The organism is Chloroflexus sp. (assembly GCF_049970315.1).
GTDB lineage: Bacteria > Chloroflexota > Chloroflexia > Chloroflexales > Chloroflexaceae > Chloroflexus.
The window spans coordinates 20419-35482 of record NZ_JBMFNE010000032.1; the positions used below are offsets into that span (position 1 = coordinate 20419).

Below are 15064 nucleotides of genomic sequence, written 5' to 3' on the forward strand. Positions count from 1 at the left end.
TAAAATGAATGCTACTGAGATGTACTGCGCAGTATGCTATCATAGCAAATCAATTTTACAGATGCAATAGTTATATGTCTATCTATCTTACCGCTCACTATCTTGATCCGAACCAAGACAACTGGTCGGCAACAATTGATCAGCTCTGGCAACTACTCGGCGCACCGCAAAATCCTGAGTTACTGCCACCCCACTTTGTCAAGAGTACCTTCCCCCGCATGGGAGGAATGGTAGCAACTATTCATGTTCATCAACGGCTTGCAGGGGTTGGGTTGCTCTTCCCGCGTGCTATTGCGGCTGACGGCACGCGCAGCTACACCCTGCGGCTCCACGAGTTCGATCAGCAATTAAACAACGACCTCCTCCGCGCCGCATTCCATCCCACACCGGTAATCATCTATCGACCTCGCGACGGACAAACCTTTGCCCCTGCCGCCCCCCGCCCCACCGGTATTTGGATCGGGCCGCCGCAAGCTGATGACTTGCCCGCAATTGCCGACCTGTACCGGGCAGTATGGAACAGCCAGCCCTACCCTGCTGACTTGTTTAGTACCGAATTCGGTGCTGCCACTACCCTCGTCGCTACCGTTGACGACCGACTCGTCGGGTTTCTCCTCGGCTTCTGGCGGTTTGGGGCCTTACCTGATACACCTGACGAACTCGCCATCGAATCGCAAGTAATGGCCGTCGATCCGGCCTACCGCACCTACGGCCTTGCCACACACTTGAAACGAGCACAAGCCCACGCTGCATTAGCGCACGGTGTCCGCTGTTTGCATTGGACGGTCGATCCCTTACAGTTACCGAATGCGTTACTTAACTTCAACCGCTTGCACGCCATCGCCACTGAGTTCGTGAGTGGCTATTACCCGGTCTTCAATGCCTTGAATCAGGTGATCGCCTCCCGCTTTATCATCACATGGCTCCCGGCCAGTACCTATGGCCGCGCCGGCCTAGTTGATGGCGGGGAGCGACCTGTACTGACCGACCTGCCGGGTGTAGCGATTCTCAACAACGGTCCACACCCACAACCTGCACCACCGCATCCACCGTTCATCGCCATTGCTATCCCCGCTGATTGGAGCGCACTGCAACATCGAGATCTGGCACTTGCCCACACATGGCGCACAACAACCGATGCTATTTTTACCGAATGGGTGGGATGGGAGCGGTATGTGATCTATACCGTCGCCTATGATGCGAGCGGCCAACCCTATTTGATCGGTAAACCGGCCGGATCGTGGATGTGGGAATAAGATTGCTGCATCACACAATTGACGAGCACCATCTATGGTTCTGACCGCGGTTCCGTTCGCATTGTCATCCACCAACAAGGTACCGACTATGAGCAGCGGTTCCGTAGAAGAGCACCGACTTAGGTAGCAGCTATTACCGGTTCTGCCGATTGTGGTATTGCTTAGCAGGGGTAGTCACCGGGGCTAGCCGATCGGTTAGCAACGCGCTCAACATCGGTGCAACACTATCCATAGATAATCCGCGTACCGCTCATCAATAATACACATAGCGTAGGTACAACCTGCTCCGTTGTTACCGGTGAAGGTGGATTGGTTCGATGCTACCGATGAGCAACCGATGATGCAGGAAGCAGTATTGGTTAAGGCACCGCTGTTCAGCATACCGATACCCACCAGCGTAGCAAGGTTGCGTTCGAGCATTCGTGCAACAATTACTGTTCCAGTCGGAGATCACCTTGAAACCCAATACGCAGCCTGTCGATCTGCCGAGCAGCAAGATTGGATCGTTGCCACTACAGAACCCGGATCATCCGACCGGGTAAAATACCGATGTGCGCGCCAATAAACATGGATTTTGGTTTCACCGCACACACTACCCAAAATAGTTCACACAAACGTGCGGCCCAATTGCGCGCACAATAGCAACGTTCAGGCCCGTCTTATCGACACCAGCGGTCCGGTAAAAACAAAAGATTGGACCGCGTTCCGCGCGTCACCGTTACCCTTCGCCCATCGGTACTGCTCTGCCTTCAGTCAGCCGAGTAGCCATCTTGCAATAGACTGTTCCGATGCCCGTTTACAATCACGTGAGGCTACTCACGGATCAACTATTGTAACGCCGCAGTCGTCAGTGCAGGACTGCATTCGGCCAACTTCTGTTCGTTGCACTGACGTGAAAACAGGTAGCGTCGGATAATCTCCAGATACGCTCACTTGGCGAAAAGCCGGCCAATTCCAACAATTCTATGCGGTTGAGCAGAGTTGATAGATGGTATCAACGCGATTGGTCGTACATCAGATTGAATCGAAAGGTTTTCGAGATAGCGATGAACATCAGCATAGTCGCTCCTGGGGACGAATGAGCGGAGAGCGAATTGCGTCATCGTGAAGAGATCTCTACTTTGCGTTAGTCAGATTTTGGTGTATACTGTTGGCGATGTTTGTGTATTCTATCGCAAACACGACACCGCTCCACCTGAGCCGTGCCGTCATACTGTGGATACTTGCCTTCTTGATCGGGCCATGGCCGGCGGTATCTTGCATTATTCATTGCCTCGTCATCACACCATCATCCGCCGGAGTTGAGCATTTTCTGTGCGACGCCCCCCATACTGGCAACCACCACGAAACACCGCCTCCGCCGGTGCGTTACGAACTGTGGTCATCTGCGCTGGTGCTCGTTAGCGGGGGCTTGTTGATCGTACAACGCTTCGTCAATACCCTGCCGGTAATCGTATCTTCCGCCGTTTATACCCCTGATCCGCCACCACCTCGCATGACGCTGTCCTAACTAACCCAGGCAGCAGCTGCACGAATTTGGTGCAGAGTTTGGTTGTTGGTACAGAAGTTCAGGAATTATCTTGCGAGGTGAAACCATGCGACGTCTATTTGCTATCGTGACCGCAACGTTATTGGCGGTGGCGCTCGCTGCTTGTGGCGCAGGGCAAAGTGGAACTCAGACCGGTGGAATTACCGTGCGCGATCCGTGGGTGCGCGCCACGATGATGAATATGGCTGGCGATCAGTCGGGCGCAATGGGCAATATGCAAGGCGGTATGCAGGCGACCCCAATGGCCGGGATGGACGATAGCCACAGCCATGGTAATGAGTATGGCAATATGGCCGTCAGTGCCGCGTACATGGTGCTTGTCAACAACGGTCCGGCCGATGCCATCGTGAAAGCCGAAAGCGATGTCGCTAAGACCGTCGAGCTGCACAACGTGTTTATGGAAAACAACGTGATGCAGATGCGTCAGGTTGAGGCGATTGAGGTACCGGCCAACGGTCAGGTTGAATTGAAGCCGGGGAGCTACCATGTGATGCTCATCGGGTTGAACCGCGATCTCAACGAGGGTGACGAAGTGACCATCAAGCTCATGACTCGCAGCGGTAAGACGATTGAGGTCAAAGCACCAGTGCGCAAGCCGTAGCTTAGGATATTGTCGGGGATTGTCTCTTGCCGCTCGCGGTAGTGTTCACCAACCTCTCTCCTCATTAGGGAAAAGACCTTTATTCGTGGAGGAGAGAGGATCGGGGAGAGGGTAAGTAACCCTCTCTCCCCTTTACAAAGAGCGAGGTGAGGGATGATCACGAGGAACATCAATTTGCAGGTGACAACTATGCAACGCTGGCTTTTCGGTTTTCTTACTCTTGTCGCTGCACTGATACTCAGTGGCTGCGGTGGATATGAATTTCGCGGCACCGTGCTCGAACCGCCCAACCCAGCACCTGAGTTACCGCTCACCGACCAGTTTGGGCGTGATTTTCGTCTCAGCGATTATCGTGGCAAGGTGGTACTCCTCTTTTTTGGCTTCACCCATTGTCCTGACATCTGTCCCACTGCCCTTGGCGACCTCAAACGGGTGATGGAGAAACTCGGTAACAATGCCGAGAAAGTACAGGTGGTGTTCGTATCGGTCGATCCCGAACGTGATACACCCGATCTGATGCAGCGCTACTTGGCCTCGTTTAACCCAACCTTCCTCGGGCTTAACGGTGATCGAGCCATTCTCGAACAGGCTTACAAGGATTATGGAGTAACAGTCATTCGTCGCGATCTGCCTAATTCGGGGTTAGGGTACACGATTGATCATTCCGGCTACATCTACGCCATCGACCAAGTTGGCAACTGGCGCCTCCTGTGGGCGCATGGGACACCGGTTGATGACATCGTCAGCGATGTGCAAGCATTATTACGCAACCCACCACGCTCGTAAGGTTAAGTGTTTAGGGAGTTATGATCACTGCATAATGCTCAATCGCTGGAGGTTCAGACGAGTCGTTCTGTTGCCATCACATTCATGATATTAAGGTTGCTCATGCGACGCGATGTTGATGCCACACAACTTAATCTTAGCCCAAGTGTGAGGGTAATCATCCTCCTGGTGACAATGACCATCATCGCTGTGGCCGGCATCTTTCTCTGGCAAGCGACTACGAACCGGCAACGCCAGTTGGTGTTTGAGATTCCTCCCGGCACAGCGGCCCGCCTTGCTGCCGGCGAAGAAGTGAAGGTTTTTCCCTCTACCATTGTGATCGATTTGCGCTATCATGATACGCTGATCATTCAAAATAACGATAGCGCCGAAGTTACAATCGGACCCTTCCGCATCGTGCCCGGTCAGCGTTTTGTGCAGCGTTATTGGAATCCGGGTACTTACGAGCTGATCTGTTCGGTGCATCAAGGTGAACAATTGCGGATTGAAGTGCGCTAACCGTACACAATACGTGATTGCGGGGTAGACACTTGTTGTCTGCCCCATCTTTAATTATCTGTGGTCAACACCCATAACGTTGCATAAGTTGCGGTACAATAAGCACGGTGCATTGTGGAAGTAACCTGCTCATTCGACTAGGGACGTCACTATGTTGACTTCGCACTGGCACGCCACCCTTGATCGCCCACCATTGCCGGCAATCGATCTGCCCTCTACAGCCGAAGTGGTCGTCGTCGGAGCCGGTGTGGTTGGTGCAACCACAGCCCTTTGGCTTGCCCGGGCTGGCCTGCGTCCGCTGGTGATTGACCGCTCTGGACCGGCAGCCGGCGCAACCGGTCATAACGGTGGTATTCTCGCTGCCGGTTTAGCCGAAAACTATCTGACCGCCACCGCCCGGTATGGGCACGACACAGCACGCGCCCTCTACGCTCTGAGCTTGACCGGCCAACGTCTCATGGTGGAGTTGATCGAGCAAGAGCAGATCGACTGCGATCTCCGGCTTCACGGTAATCTGAACTTTGCCCTTGGCGAGGCACAGTTGTCAATTGCTGCTGCCACAGTAGCCAGCCTGCAAGCCGATGAGTTTCCGGCCACCCTCCTCGACCGCACCGCAGCCCAGGAATTTGTCCGTATTCCACTCGGTGCGGCAGTTTCCGGTGCCCGTTTCAATCCCGCTGCCGGTACCCTCCATTCCGGTAAACTCGTGTACGGCCTGCTCGCTGCTGCCCAGCGCTACGGTGCGCAAGTGAGTTGGGGGGCAACCTTACAACAGATTGTCACCGCAGATGGTAGCCTGCGCCTAATCACCGATCGCGGTACTATCACAACCCCGGCAGCGGTCATCGCGGTGAATGCGTGGAGTGGTGAGGTATTGCCGGAATTAGCCGCACACATTAAGCCGGTGCGCGGGCAAGTACTGTGTACCGTTCCGGTCGACCCCTTCATCGCGTGCGGGTTCGGTGCAAGCCTGACTGCCACCGGCGAATACGGCCAACAACTGCCCGGCGGTCAAGTCTTGTTCGGTGGTTGCCGCGCTATCGCTCCCAACCACGACGTTGGTGTCCCCCCCGGTGACGTCAGCCCGGATGTACAGAACGCGCTCGAGACCGGGTTGGGCCGTCTCTTCCCCACCCTTGCCGGTATCGCCATCGAACGGCGCTGGTCGGGACCAATGGCGTTCACCGCCGATTATGTACCAATTGTGACTCAACCTGCCCCCGGCCTATTCGCTATTGGCGGCTTCTCCGGCCACGGGATGCCGTTCGCAGCCATCGTTGGTCGCTACCTTGCCGAGGCTGCACAAACCGGTGTGCTATCGTCTGAGCTAGCACCGTTGAGCATCGAGCGGACGACGTTGTAGCCGGTTTCACCTGGCCTGTGGCAGGCACGCTGCCGCTCCTACCCCTATGGCCTGCGACAGCCACACTGCCGCTCCTACCCCCTATGGCCTGCAGCAGCCGCGCTGCCAATTCGTGCCTACTCTGGCCCTGTGACTCCCCAAACCCTACACACCACGCTCATACACGACCTGCCCACCGAGTATCGTCATCTCAACCCGAATCTCCTTTATTTCCTCCGCCGGACAGGCAAAAAAGTCGCGGTCGAGCACCGCCATATCGGCCAGCATACCGGGGGCGAGCGGCCCCTTCAAATGCTCTTCACGGGTTAGCCAAGCCCCAGCGACGGTGTAGGCATACAATGCCTCTTCCCGGCTGACCGCCTGATCAGGCGCGATCGGGGTGTCCTTCCAACTCTTGCGCGTCACCAACGCATACAGACCGATAAAGGGATTGAAATGCACCGTGCTCGGCACGTCGCTCGTCGCTACCACCCGAATACCCCGGTCGAGGTAGGTGCGCATTGGTTTGTAGCGCGCCGCTAGCTCAGGCCCGACATCGCGGAAGAGATCGTCGCCCTCGTAGTAGATGAAGGTGGGTTGGATGACAACCGCTAACCCATGCTGCGCCATGTGCTGCAAGCTCTCTTCGGTGGCGAAGTAGCCGTGGATCAGATTATGGCGGTGCTCACGCGGATGGGCCGCGATCACTTCGGCAAAAGCGCGGGCCGCTTCATGATGCGCTCGATCACCGATCGCATGAATGCCGATGTCCCACCCCAGAGTGTGACCACGGGTAAAAAACTCAACCAGCTCTTCGGGATCGAGCCGGTTGTAGTCGTACACTCGATCTTCACCTAGAAATGGCTGAAACATCCATGCTGTGTGCGAGGTCGTGCCGCCGTCAATCGCCATCTTAAGCGCACCGATCCGCAACCATTCGTCACCCAACCCACTCAGACCACCAAACGCTGCTGCGCGCGCTTCTAACTCGTCGCGCGTTTCACTTTCACGGAAGCCATGCCACGAAACCAGCAAGTTGGCCCGCACCGGCAACCGACCTGCTTGCCGCGCCGCTACATAGGCTCGGATCTCCCACGGTTGCAAGCCGGGGTCGAGGATACTGGTGATGCCATAGGAAAGGTAGGCTCTGCCGGCAGCCTCAAGCGCTTCGACACACTCGGCCTGCGTTGGCACTGGCAACAAGCGCCGACATAGTTCCTTAGCAGCAGCACGCAAATTCCCCGTTGGCGCACCATCAGCCTCACGCTCGATCTTACCTCCCACCGGATCAGGCGTCGCCGCCGTCACTCCAGCCAGCTCTAGCACTCGCGTGTTCACCACATCCATGTTGAAAAAACGCTTGAGCAAGACCAGGTGGGTCGTAGTCGCTGAATCGAGATCGTGGCGGTTCGGCAGCCGGCCCTCGCGAAAGAGCGACTCATTCCAGCCTTCGCCAACGATCCACTGGCCGGCAGGCGTATGCGCCGCCACTGCTCGCACTCGCTCGACCATCTCAGCGATCGATGTGCAATCGTCAAGCCCGATCCGACGCAGCTTCAAGCCCATCTCAAGCATATGGTTGTGTGCGTCGTTAATGCCGGGGATCACCGCCCGCCCGCCGAGGTCGATCCGGCGCGTCGCCGGCCCGGCCAGCGCCAAAACATCAGCGTCATCTCCTACCGCGACAATCCGGCCATCTTTGCAGGCAATCGCGCTGCACCGCGGCAACGCCGGGTTGAGCGTATAGATCGTCGCGTTGTGCAGAATCAGGTCAGGAGCAAGATCACGGGCGAGCAGCATAGGGTACTCCTCATTTCTATCATCGCTAACATAATCGCATGTCATTGCGCAGAGGCGAATGCGGTTGTCATTACGAACGCCCACCTTTGTCAGTGCGAGGACGCGCAGCGCCCGAAGCAATCTCCTGCTCGGCGAACGGTGTGCGCTCAGGGCACGCTCCCGTGCTCGCGGGAGATTGCTTCGCCGCGCGGGGGCAGAGCGATGCTCTGCCCCTACGCGCGACGCGCAATGACAGATAGCGCGCGGTTCTTACCCCTCTCAGCCCGTCCCCTGCTGCAAAGTCGGACGGAACGCATAAGCGCAGGTGCGGTTGATGGCCTCGGAATAGGCTGTTGTACCCTCACCCCCTGCCCCGTTCCCACTGGTATGGGTGCGGGGCGCTGCTAAGTTCCGCTTCTGCAAGACCTTGCCATCATCTGGCGGCTATCCCCACCCGCCGTGAGGTGGAGAGGTGCGCTCCAGCGTTCCGTGTCAACCGTGGCCTTCCCGTTGATACGGCAGATGTGCCGCCTCTCGCTCTTCTCCTAGGGAAGACGATCAAGACAACATGTTTGTGCCATTTGTGTCTTTTTGTGGCTATTCCCCTAATATCCTTCCGCCGCCACCATCGCCAGCGCAATCGCCCCCAGCACACCGGCGCGCACACCTAACCTCGGTGGTACGATCAACTCTGCGGGGTTGTCGAGAATGCGCGGATGCTGCAAATAGCCATTTAGCCAACGCTGCGTCGCCTCCCGCACCAGCGGGAACATCTGGGGCTGGCTCATCACACCGCCGCCGATGATGATTCGCTCTGGCGAGAGCATGCAGAGCAAGGTCGCCATCGCCTGCCCCAAATAGTCCGCTTCGAGTTCCCACGCCGGATGATCGGGCGGCAACTGCTCTGCCGGCGTTTGCCACCGCGCTTTCATCGCCGGGCCGCATGCCAACCCTTCCAGACAATCGCCGTGATAGGGGCAGATGCCGGGAAACGGATCGCGGGCCGGGTCGCGCACAGGGCGGATGTGGCCCATTTCGGGATGGATGAGGCCATGCACCAATCTCCCTCCCACCATTGCCCCACCGCCGATGCCGGTACCCACCGTGATGTACACCGCCACGTCGCAATCGCGCGCCGCGCCCCACTGCCATTCACCCAACAGGGCTACATTCACGTCGGTATCAAACCCAACCGGACGGCCCAACGCCCGCGTGAGCGCCCCAACCACATCGGTGTTAGACCAACCCGGCTTGGGGGTAGTGGTGATAAAGCCATAGCTCGGTGAAGCACGGTTGAGATCGACCGGCCCGAACGAACCTACCCCAATTGCCGCCAATTGCGCTGGCTGATGGGCGCGAAAGAACGCAATCGCCTGCCTCAATGTCTCGGCGGGTGTCGTGGTCGGAAAACGGATCTCGGCCCGAATATCGTCCGGCCCCGTCCCAATCGCACACACCCACTTCGTCCCACCCGCTTCAATCCCACCGTAGAGTCGTTCCGCCATCACCACACCTCACACCGATAACACGGCGTCCCACGACTGTAGCCAAGCACCATCACAACATCATATCGCGCGCCAGCACATCCTCCTCAGTCTCGCGGCGCTGGATCAGGCGGGCTTGGCCATTGCCAACCAACACCAGCGCCGGGCGCGGCACAAGATTGTAGTTGCTGGCCATGCTAAGCGTATAGGCTCCCGCCGTCGCCACTGCAATCAGATCCCCCGGCTGTGCTGGCGGCAAGGCAATCTCTGGCAAGAGCACATCACCCGATTCACAATAGCGTCCGCCGACAGCGACTGATTCGCTGGCCGGCTCGCCAGCACGATTCGCCAGCACTGCACTGTAGCGCGCGCCGTACAACGCTGGCCGGATATTATCCCCCATGCCGCCGTCAATATGCAGCCATCGCCGGCCTTTGCGCCCCACCACTCGGTACAGCGCTACCCCAGCTCGCGCCACAATCGAACGGCCCGGTTCGATCGTCAGCCGGGGCAGCGGCAAATCGTAACGCGCACAAGCCGCTTGCAGCGCCGCACTCACCACCTGCGCATAGCGAGTAATATCGGTCAGCGACTGCTCGGCAGTGTAAGGTACCCCCAACCCGCCACCAGGGCTCAATTCAACCGGCGTCACCCCAAACCGCTCGCGCAGGCGGGCAGCTTGAGCAGCCAAAACGTCAATGGTGGTCACGATTTGATCGAGTGCAAACAGTTGCGAACCGATATGCGCGTGCAACCCTAACCAGCGCAAACCCGGCGCAGCCAGCGTTTGCGCCACAGCATCATCGAGTGCTGCTAGCGGCAAGCCAAACTTCGCCGCTTCACCACCGGTAGCAATATGGGAGTGGGTATCTGCCTCAATTGCCGGTGCAATACGCAACAAAACACCTTGCGGCTCGGCGAGTCGTGCGCTCATAGCGCGCAAACGGGCCACCTCATCGAGGTTATCCACCACAATCGCACCCACCTGCCATGCCATCGCCCGTTCCAGCTCGGCATCACTCTTCGCATTGCCGTGTAAATGGACATGCGCCATCGGCACCCCAGCCCGTCGCGCCACCAGCAACTCCGTCGCCGAAACGACATCAAGGCCCAGACCTTCTTGTACAACGATCTGGGCCAATGCCGTATTGAGAAGAGCTTTTCCAGCATAATGCACACGGAACTGACCGGGATACGTAGCGGCAAACGCCTGTCGATAAGCACGCATCGCTCCCCGCAGCGTCACCTCATCGAGCAGATAAAGCGGCGTCCCAAACTGATCGGCGAGTGCTACCACATCGCACCTGCCCACCCAGAGCCGCCCGTCGACAACGGTGGTGGTCTCCGGCCAAATGTGCGGAACAAGCGTCATCGGCTGATCCCCGCTAACCCGAGGCGCGGCGCCGCAGTGCGCAGCGCAGCGATCACTTCACCGATAAGCGCATCAAGCTCCATCCCAATCACTTCAGCCCCGTGAACGATCCCTTCCCGGCTGACCTTCGCCGCAAACGCCTTATCCTTCATCTTTTTACGCACCGAAGCAACTTCAACGCTGTGAATACTCTTATCGGGCCGCACCAGCGCCACTGCGGTCACAAACCCGCTCAACTCATCAACGGCGTAGAGGGTGCGCTCAAGCGGCGTTTCGGGCAGAATGCCGCTATAATCGGCGTGGCTGAGAATCGCGCGCAAGATCTCCGGCGCCCATCCCGTCGAGCGTAGATACGCCACACCGTAAAACGGATGGCCGGGCAACTCAGCAGGTACCTCATCACCGCGAATCAGCGCTTCGGCAATAGCCGTCGTGGCCGGTCCAGCCTCAGGCATGTGGGGGTAGCGCTCAAAATCGAGATCGTGCAACAACCCCACTGCTGTCCACAGATCCACATCGGCACCCTGCTTAGCGGCAAAGTGGGCCATGCACGCTGCAACGGCTTCACAATGCTTACGTAGGCTATCAGTGGTAATCCATTCATGCATGATTTGGCGAGCAGTATCGGTGAGCATCGCGGCTCCTTTGACACTCAATCTAGGAAAATCACTACCGCGAATATCATACCACACCCCCGTGCAGCCGCACGGCTATGCGGCTCCGACTATGCGGCTCCCGCTCCCCACACCCCCGTGCAGCCGCACGGCTATGCGGCTCCGACTATGCGGCTCCGGCTATGCGGCTCTAGCGGCTCCTGCTCCCCACACCCCCGTGCAGCCGCACGGCCATGCGGCTCTATCAGAATCGCACCCCTTTTAATCGCAACGAATTACTCACCACAAACACCGACGAGAACGCCATCGCTGCTGCTGCTAACACCGGACTCAACTGCCAGCCGGTGAACGGATAGAACAAACCCGCCGCCACCGGGATTAAAATCACGTTGTAGGCAAAGGCCCAGAACAGATTCCAGCGAATGGTCCGCACCGTTGCCCGGCTCAGCGCAATTGCCTGCGCGACCCCGCGCGGATCACTGCGCATCAGCGTGATGTCGGCGGTCTCCATCGCCACATCGGTACCGCTGCCCATTGCGATGCCGACATCGGCCTGCGCCAGCGCCGGCGCATCGTTGATGCCATCGCCGACCATCGCCACTCGCCGCGGCTTGTCGCCGGCTGCGCTCTGCTGCAAGCGCGCCACGATTGCCGCCTTCTCATGCGGTTTGACCTCGGCATAGACCGCGTTGGCCGAAATGCCGACTGCTGCCGCAATTGCCGCGGCTGTGCGCTGGTTGTCGCCGGTTAGTAACGCCACGTCCAAACCACTCCGGCGCAGCTCGGCCACGGCTGCAGCAGCAGTGGGCCTGACGGTATCGGCTAGCGCGATCACGCCGCACGCCTCGCCGTCAGCTGCAACCACGATCACCGTCTTGCCGCTGGCTTGCAACTGATCGACTGTCGCTGCCAACCCGGTCACATCCACCCCACGCTCGGCCAGCCATACCGGTGTGCCGATCAGTACCGTTTGCCCATTTACTTCGGCCTCGACGCCGGCCCCGCTCACCGCCTGAAATCGGGTAGGCCGCGTAATCGGTAAGCCACGCGCTTGCGCTGCCTGTACAATGGCGACACCGAGCGGATGTTCACTGCGGCTCTCGGCGGCGGCAGCGAGTTGTAGCAGCGCTGCATCCGCCGACAATTCAACAGCACTATGCTGCACCAATATCGGCTGCGCCACAACCACAACATCGGTCACTTCAGGACGGCCATAGGTGATAGTTCCGGTCTTATCAAATACCACCACCTGTAAACTTGCCGCCCGTTCCAACGCCTCAGCATTGCGGATCAGAATCCCGTGCGCAGCTCCGGCACCAGTACCGACCATAATCGCCGTCGGTGTCGCCAGACCCAACGCACACGGGCAGGCAATAACCAGTACTGCCACCGCGAAAATCAGTGCCTGCGTGAGACCGACACCGGCCCATAGCCAACCGATAAAGGTCAGCGTTGCAATCACGATCACCACCGGCACAAAGATTGCCGCAATCCGATCAACCAACGCCTGCACCGGCGCTTTTGAGCCTTGCGCCTCTTGCACCAACCGTACAATCTGGGCCAATGCTGAATCTTTGCCGATCCGTGTCGCCCGCATCTGGAAGCTACCGCTTCGATTGATCGTCGCACCAAAAACGGGATCGCCAACCCGTTTCTCGACCGGCAGACTCTCGCCGGTGAGCATACTCTCGTCAACTGTCGATTCACCGGCGATAATTACCCCATCCACCGGAATTTTCTCTCCCGGACGCACGATCACCATCTCACCGACACGTACTTCGTTCAACGGTACATCAACCTCTTTGCCACCACGCAGTACCCGCGCCGTCTTCGGTTGTAAACCGATCAACGCCTTAATAGCGGCGCTAGTTTGACTCTTTGCCCGTGCCTCAAGGTATTTACCAACTAGAATCAAGGTGATGATCATTGCCGCCGTCTCGAAGTAGACGTGGCCGGGCGCTCCACTGAGCAATATAGCGAGACTGTAAAAGTAAGCCGCCGATGAACCGAGCGCGATCAATGTATCCATCGTCGCCGTGCGCATACGCAACGCGCGCCACGCATAGCGGTAAAAATCGCGTCCAGCGTAGAATTGCACCGGTGTCGCCAGCGCTAAGAATAACCAATTGAGCAAATCATCGCGGGCAGCGACCATGTGCATGATCTCGTTCATCGCTGAACCGGCCATCGCGGCTACCATTGCCGCACCTTCACCGATCAGCCATGGTGCAATCAGACCAAAATCACGCGCCATCGAGAGGATAAATAGCGGTAAGCCAAAAACCACACCGACCAACAAGCGACGCCGACGTAGCGCCATCTCATGTGCACGCGCCCGCGCCTCGACATCTTCCGTCTCGCCTGTCGTAGTTGCCGGAGTAATCACTCCATAACCAGCCTGCTCAACCGCCTTGACCAACTCAGCCCGATCCACCATCCCCGGCACGTAGCGCACTAATGCCTGCTCACTGGCCAGATTCACCTCGGCGCTCAGCACACCCGGCGTTTTGCGCAACGCCTTCTCAACCCGCGCCGAACAGCTCGCGCAGGTCATGCCGGTAATAGCCAGCGTGATTTCGTCTATTACCACACCATAACCGGCTCGCTCTATTGCGGCCTGTAGTGCTGATGGCTGAGCCTGCGCCAGATCGAACCGCACCAATGCTTGCTCACTGGCCAGATTCACCTCGGCATTCAGCACACCCGGCGTTTTGCGCAACGCTTTCTCAACCCGCGCCGAACAGCTCGCGCAGGTCATGCCGGTCACCGGTAAGATGATTTCACGTTCAGCCATGGTCATTACCTTGGGTAAATATACAATTCAATTCATTGGAGAGAGCCGCACGGCTGCGCGGCTCTGCAAACGGGCGTTCAACAAACAACTGTTAGCACGCAATTCCCAACGGGGTCACGTCATCGTAACCGGCTTCTTTGATCGCCATAACAATATCGGTGATCTCCACATCATCACTGTGGACGACCGTCACAATTTTGTTATCCAAATCAACATTAACCTGCACTACGCCGGTCAACGCTCCCACCTCTTTGCGCACTGCGTGAACACAGTGCTGGCACGACACCCCCGGCACGCGAAACTGCTCTGTTACCATCGATATACCTCCCTTACTAACGATGTGTACTCTCAAACACCTGCAACAACTCGGTTAGTACCCGCTCACGCTCGCCAACATCCTCGCTGCGGATCGCGGTCGTTACACAACTGTGTAAATGGTTCGCAAGAATGATCGCATCGAGTTTGGCAAGCGCCTGCTGGATCGCGCGCGTCTGATTCAGCAGATCGATACAGTAGGCATCTTTCTCAACCATTCGCTGCACACCACGAATGTGGCCCTCTATTGTCTTCAATCGGTTGAGAATCTGCTGTTTGCGCTCAGGATCCATAAGTTACTCCTTTTGTTGTGTCATATCCCACCCCCGGGGGAGGGGATGATGAGAACAGTATAGCATACCTTACCATCCTTATGCAAGGTTACCCCGGCCTGTGCGGCGGGGCAGGTGCACGCACAGACGCCACCTGTAACGGCACGGCATCGCCGTGCCCACACGAAGGGCAAAGATGCTGACGCAAAGGCGCAGAGGGGCCAAGGGCGCCAAGGGGTTACACTCCCCCTCGCCCACCGCGCGGGAGAGGGGGCCGGGGGGTGAGGGAACCTAACGAAAAGATTGCTGACGTACAGACGCCACCTGTAACGGCACGGCATCGCCGTGCCCACACGAAGGGCAAAGATGCTGACGCAAAGGCGCAGAGGGGCCAAGGGCGCC

Annotated in this window: 13 protein-coding genes; 6 read left to right on the forward strand and 7 right to left on the reverse strand. The window is 58.0% G+C overall.

Going from position 1 to position 15064, the window contains the following annotated elements; all coding sequences use genetic code 11:
• The first annotated feature begins 74 nt into the window (after positions 1 to 74).
• From ACP5OT_RS16335 to ACP5OT_RS16360, 6 genes are all read left to right on the forward strand, one after another.
• A complete protein-coding gene (locus tag ACP5OT_RS16335) occupies positions 75 to 1256 on the forward strand; it encodes a GNAT family N-acetyltransferase (protein ID WP_424675770.1) in 1182 nt (393 codons plus the stop codon).
• A 1156-nt stretch (positions 1257 to 2412) separates the two neighbouring features.
• On the forward strand, positions 2413 to 2766 hold the full coding sequence (locus ACP5OT_RS16340) for a hypothetical protein (RefSeq protein WP_424675786.1): 354 nt from the start codon (positions 2413 to 2415) through the stop codon (positions 2764 to 2766).
• A gap of 85 nt (positions 2767 to 2851) precedes the next feature.
• On the forward strand, positions 2852 to 3406 hold the full coding sequence (locus ACP5OT_RS16345; RefSeq protein WP_424675771.1) for a copper chaperone PCu(A)C: 555 nt from the start codon (positions 2852 to 2854) through the stop codon (positions 3404 to 3406).
• A 189-nt stretch (positions 3407 to 3595) separates the two neighbouring features.
• Positions 3596 to 4192, forward strand: coding sequence for an SCO family protein (locus ACP5OT_RS16350; RefSeq protein ID WP_424675772.1), 597 nt, complete (start codon positions 3596 to 3598; stop codon positions 4190 to 4192).
• A 102-nt stretch (positions 4193 to 4294) separates the two neighbouring features.
• Positions 4295 to 4690, forward strand: coding sequence for a cupredoxin domain-containing protein (locus ACP5OT_RS16355; RefSeq protein ID WP_424675773.1), 396 nt, complete (start codon positions 4295 to 4297; stop codon positions 4688 to 4690).
• A 151-nt stretch (positions 4691 to 4841) separates the two neighbouring features.
• A complete protein-coding gene (locus ACP5OT_RS16360; protein ID WP_428112872.1) occupies positions 4842 to 6053 on the forward strand; it encodes an NAD(P)/FAD-dependent oxidoreductase in 1212 nt (403 codons plus the stop codon).
• Positions 6054 to 6197: 144 nt separating this feature from the next.
• Here the strand turns inward: ACP5OT_RS16360 and ACP5OT_RS16365 are convergent, their stop codons facing one another.
• From ACP5OT_RS16365 to ACP5OT_RS16395, 7 genes are all read right to left on the reverse strand, one after another.
• A complete protein-coding gene (locus ACP5OT_RS16365) occupies positions 6198 to 7832 on the reverse strand; it encodes an amidohydrolase (RefSeq protein WP_428112873.1) in 1635 nt (544 codons plus the stop codon).
• A 584-nt stretch (positions 7833 to 8416) separates the two neighbouring features.
• Positions 8417 to 9316: an ROK family protein gene (locus ACP5OT_RS16370; RefSeq protein WP_424675776.1), complete on the reverse strand. Its 900-nt coding sequence runs from the start codon at positions 9314 to 9316 to the stop codon at positions 8417 to 8419.
• A 52-nt stretch (positions 9317 to 9368) separates the two neighbouring features.
• Positions 9369 to 10667: a diaminopimelate decarboxylase gene (gene lysA, locus ACP5OT_RS16375; protein ID WP_428132752.1), complete on the reverse strand. Its 1299-nt coding sequence runs from the start codon at positions 10665 to 10667 to the stop codon at positions 9369 to 9371.
• Complete coding sequence (locus tag ACP5OT_RS16380; RefSeq protein WP_424675778.1) at positions 10664 to 11302, reverse strand: HD domain-containing protein; 639 nt, start codon at positions 11300 to 11302, stop codon at positions 10664 to 10666. The genes lysA and ACP5OT_RS16380 overlap by 4 nt, the downstream gene beginning before the upstream one ends.
• A 223-nt stretch (positions 11303 to 11525) precedes the next feature.
• Entirely contained in the window at positions 11526 to 14075 is a 2550-nt protein-coding gene (locus tag ACP5OT_RS16385) for a heavy metal translocating P-type ATPase (RefSeq protein WP_428112877.1), read from the reverse strand.
• 91 nt (positions 14076 to 14166) lie between these two features.
• Positions 14167 to 14391 (reverse strand): heavy-metal-associated domain-containing protein, encoded by a 225-nt coding sequence (locus ACP5OT_RS16390; protein ID WP_424675780.1) that lies wholly within the window; start codon positions 14389 to 14391, stop codon positions 14167 to 14169.
• Positions 14392 to 14407: 16 nt separating this feature from the next.
• The gene (locus tag ACP5OT_RS16395; protein WP_424675781.1) at positions 14408 to 14683 is read right to left on the reverse strand and encodes a metal-sensitive transcriptional regulator; all 276 of its coding nucleotides are present in this window, start codon (positions 14681 to 14683) and stop codon (positions 14408 to 14410) included.
• Between the last annotated feature and the right edge of the window lie 381 nt (positions 14684 to 15064).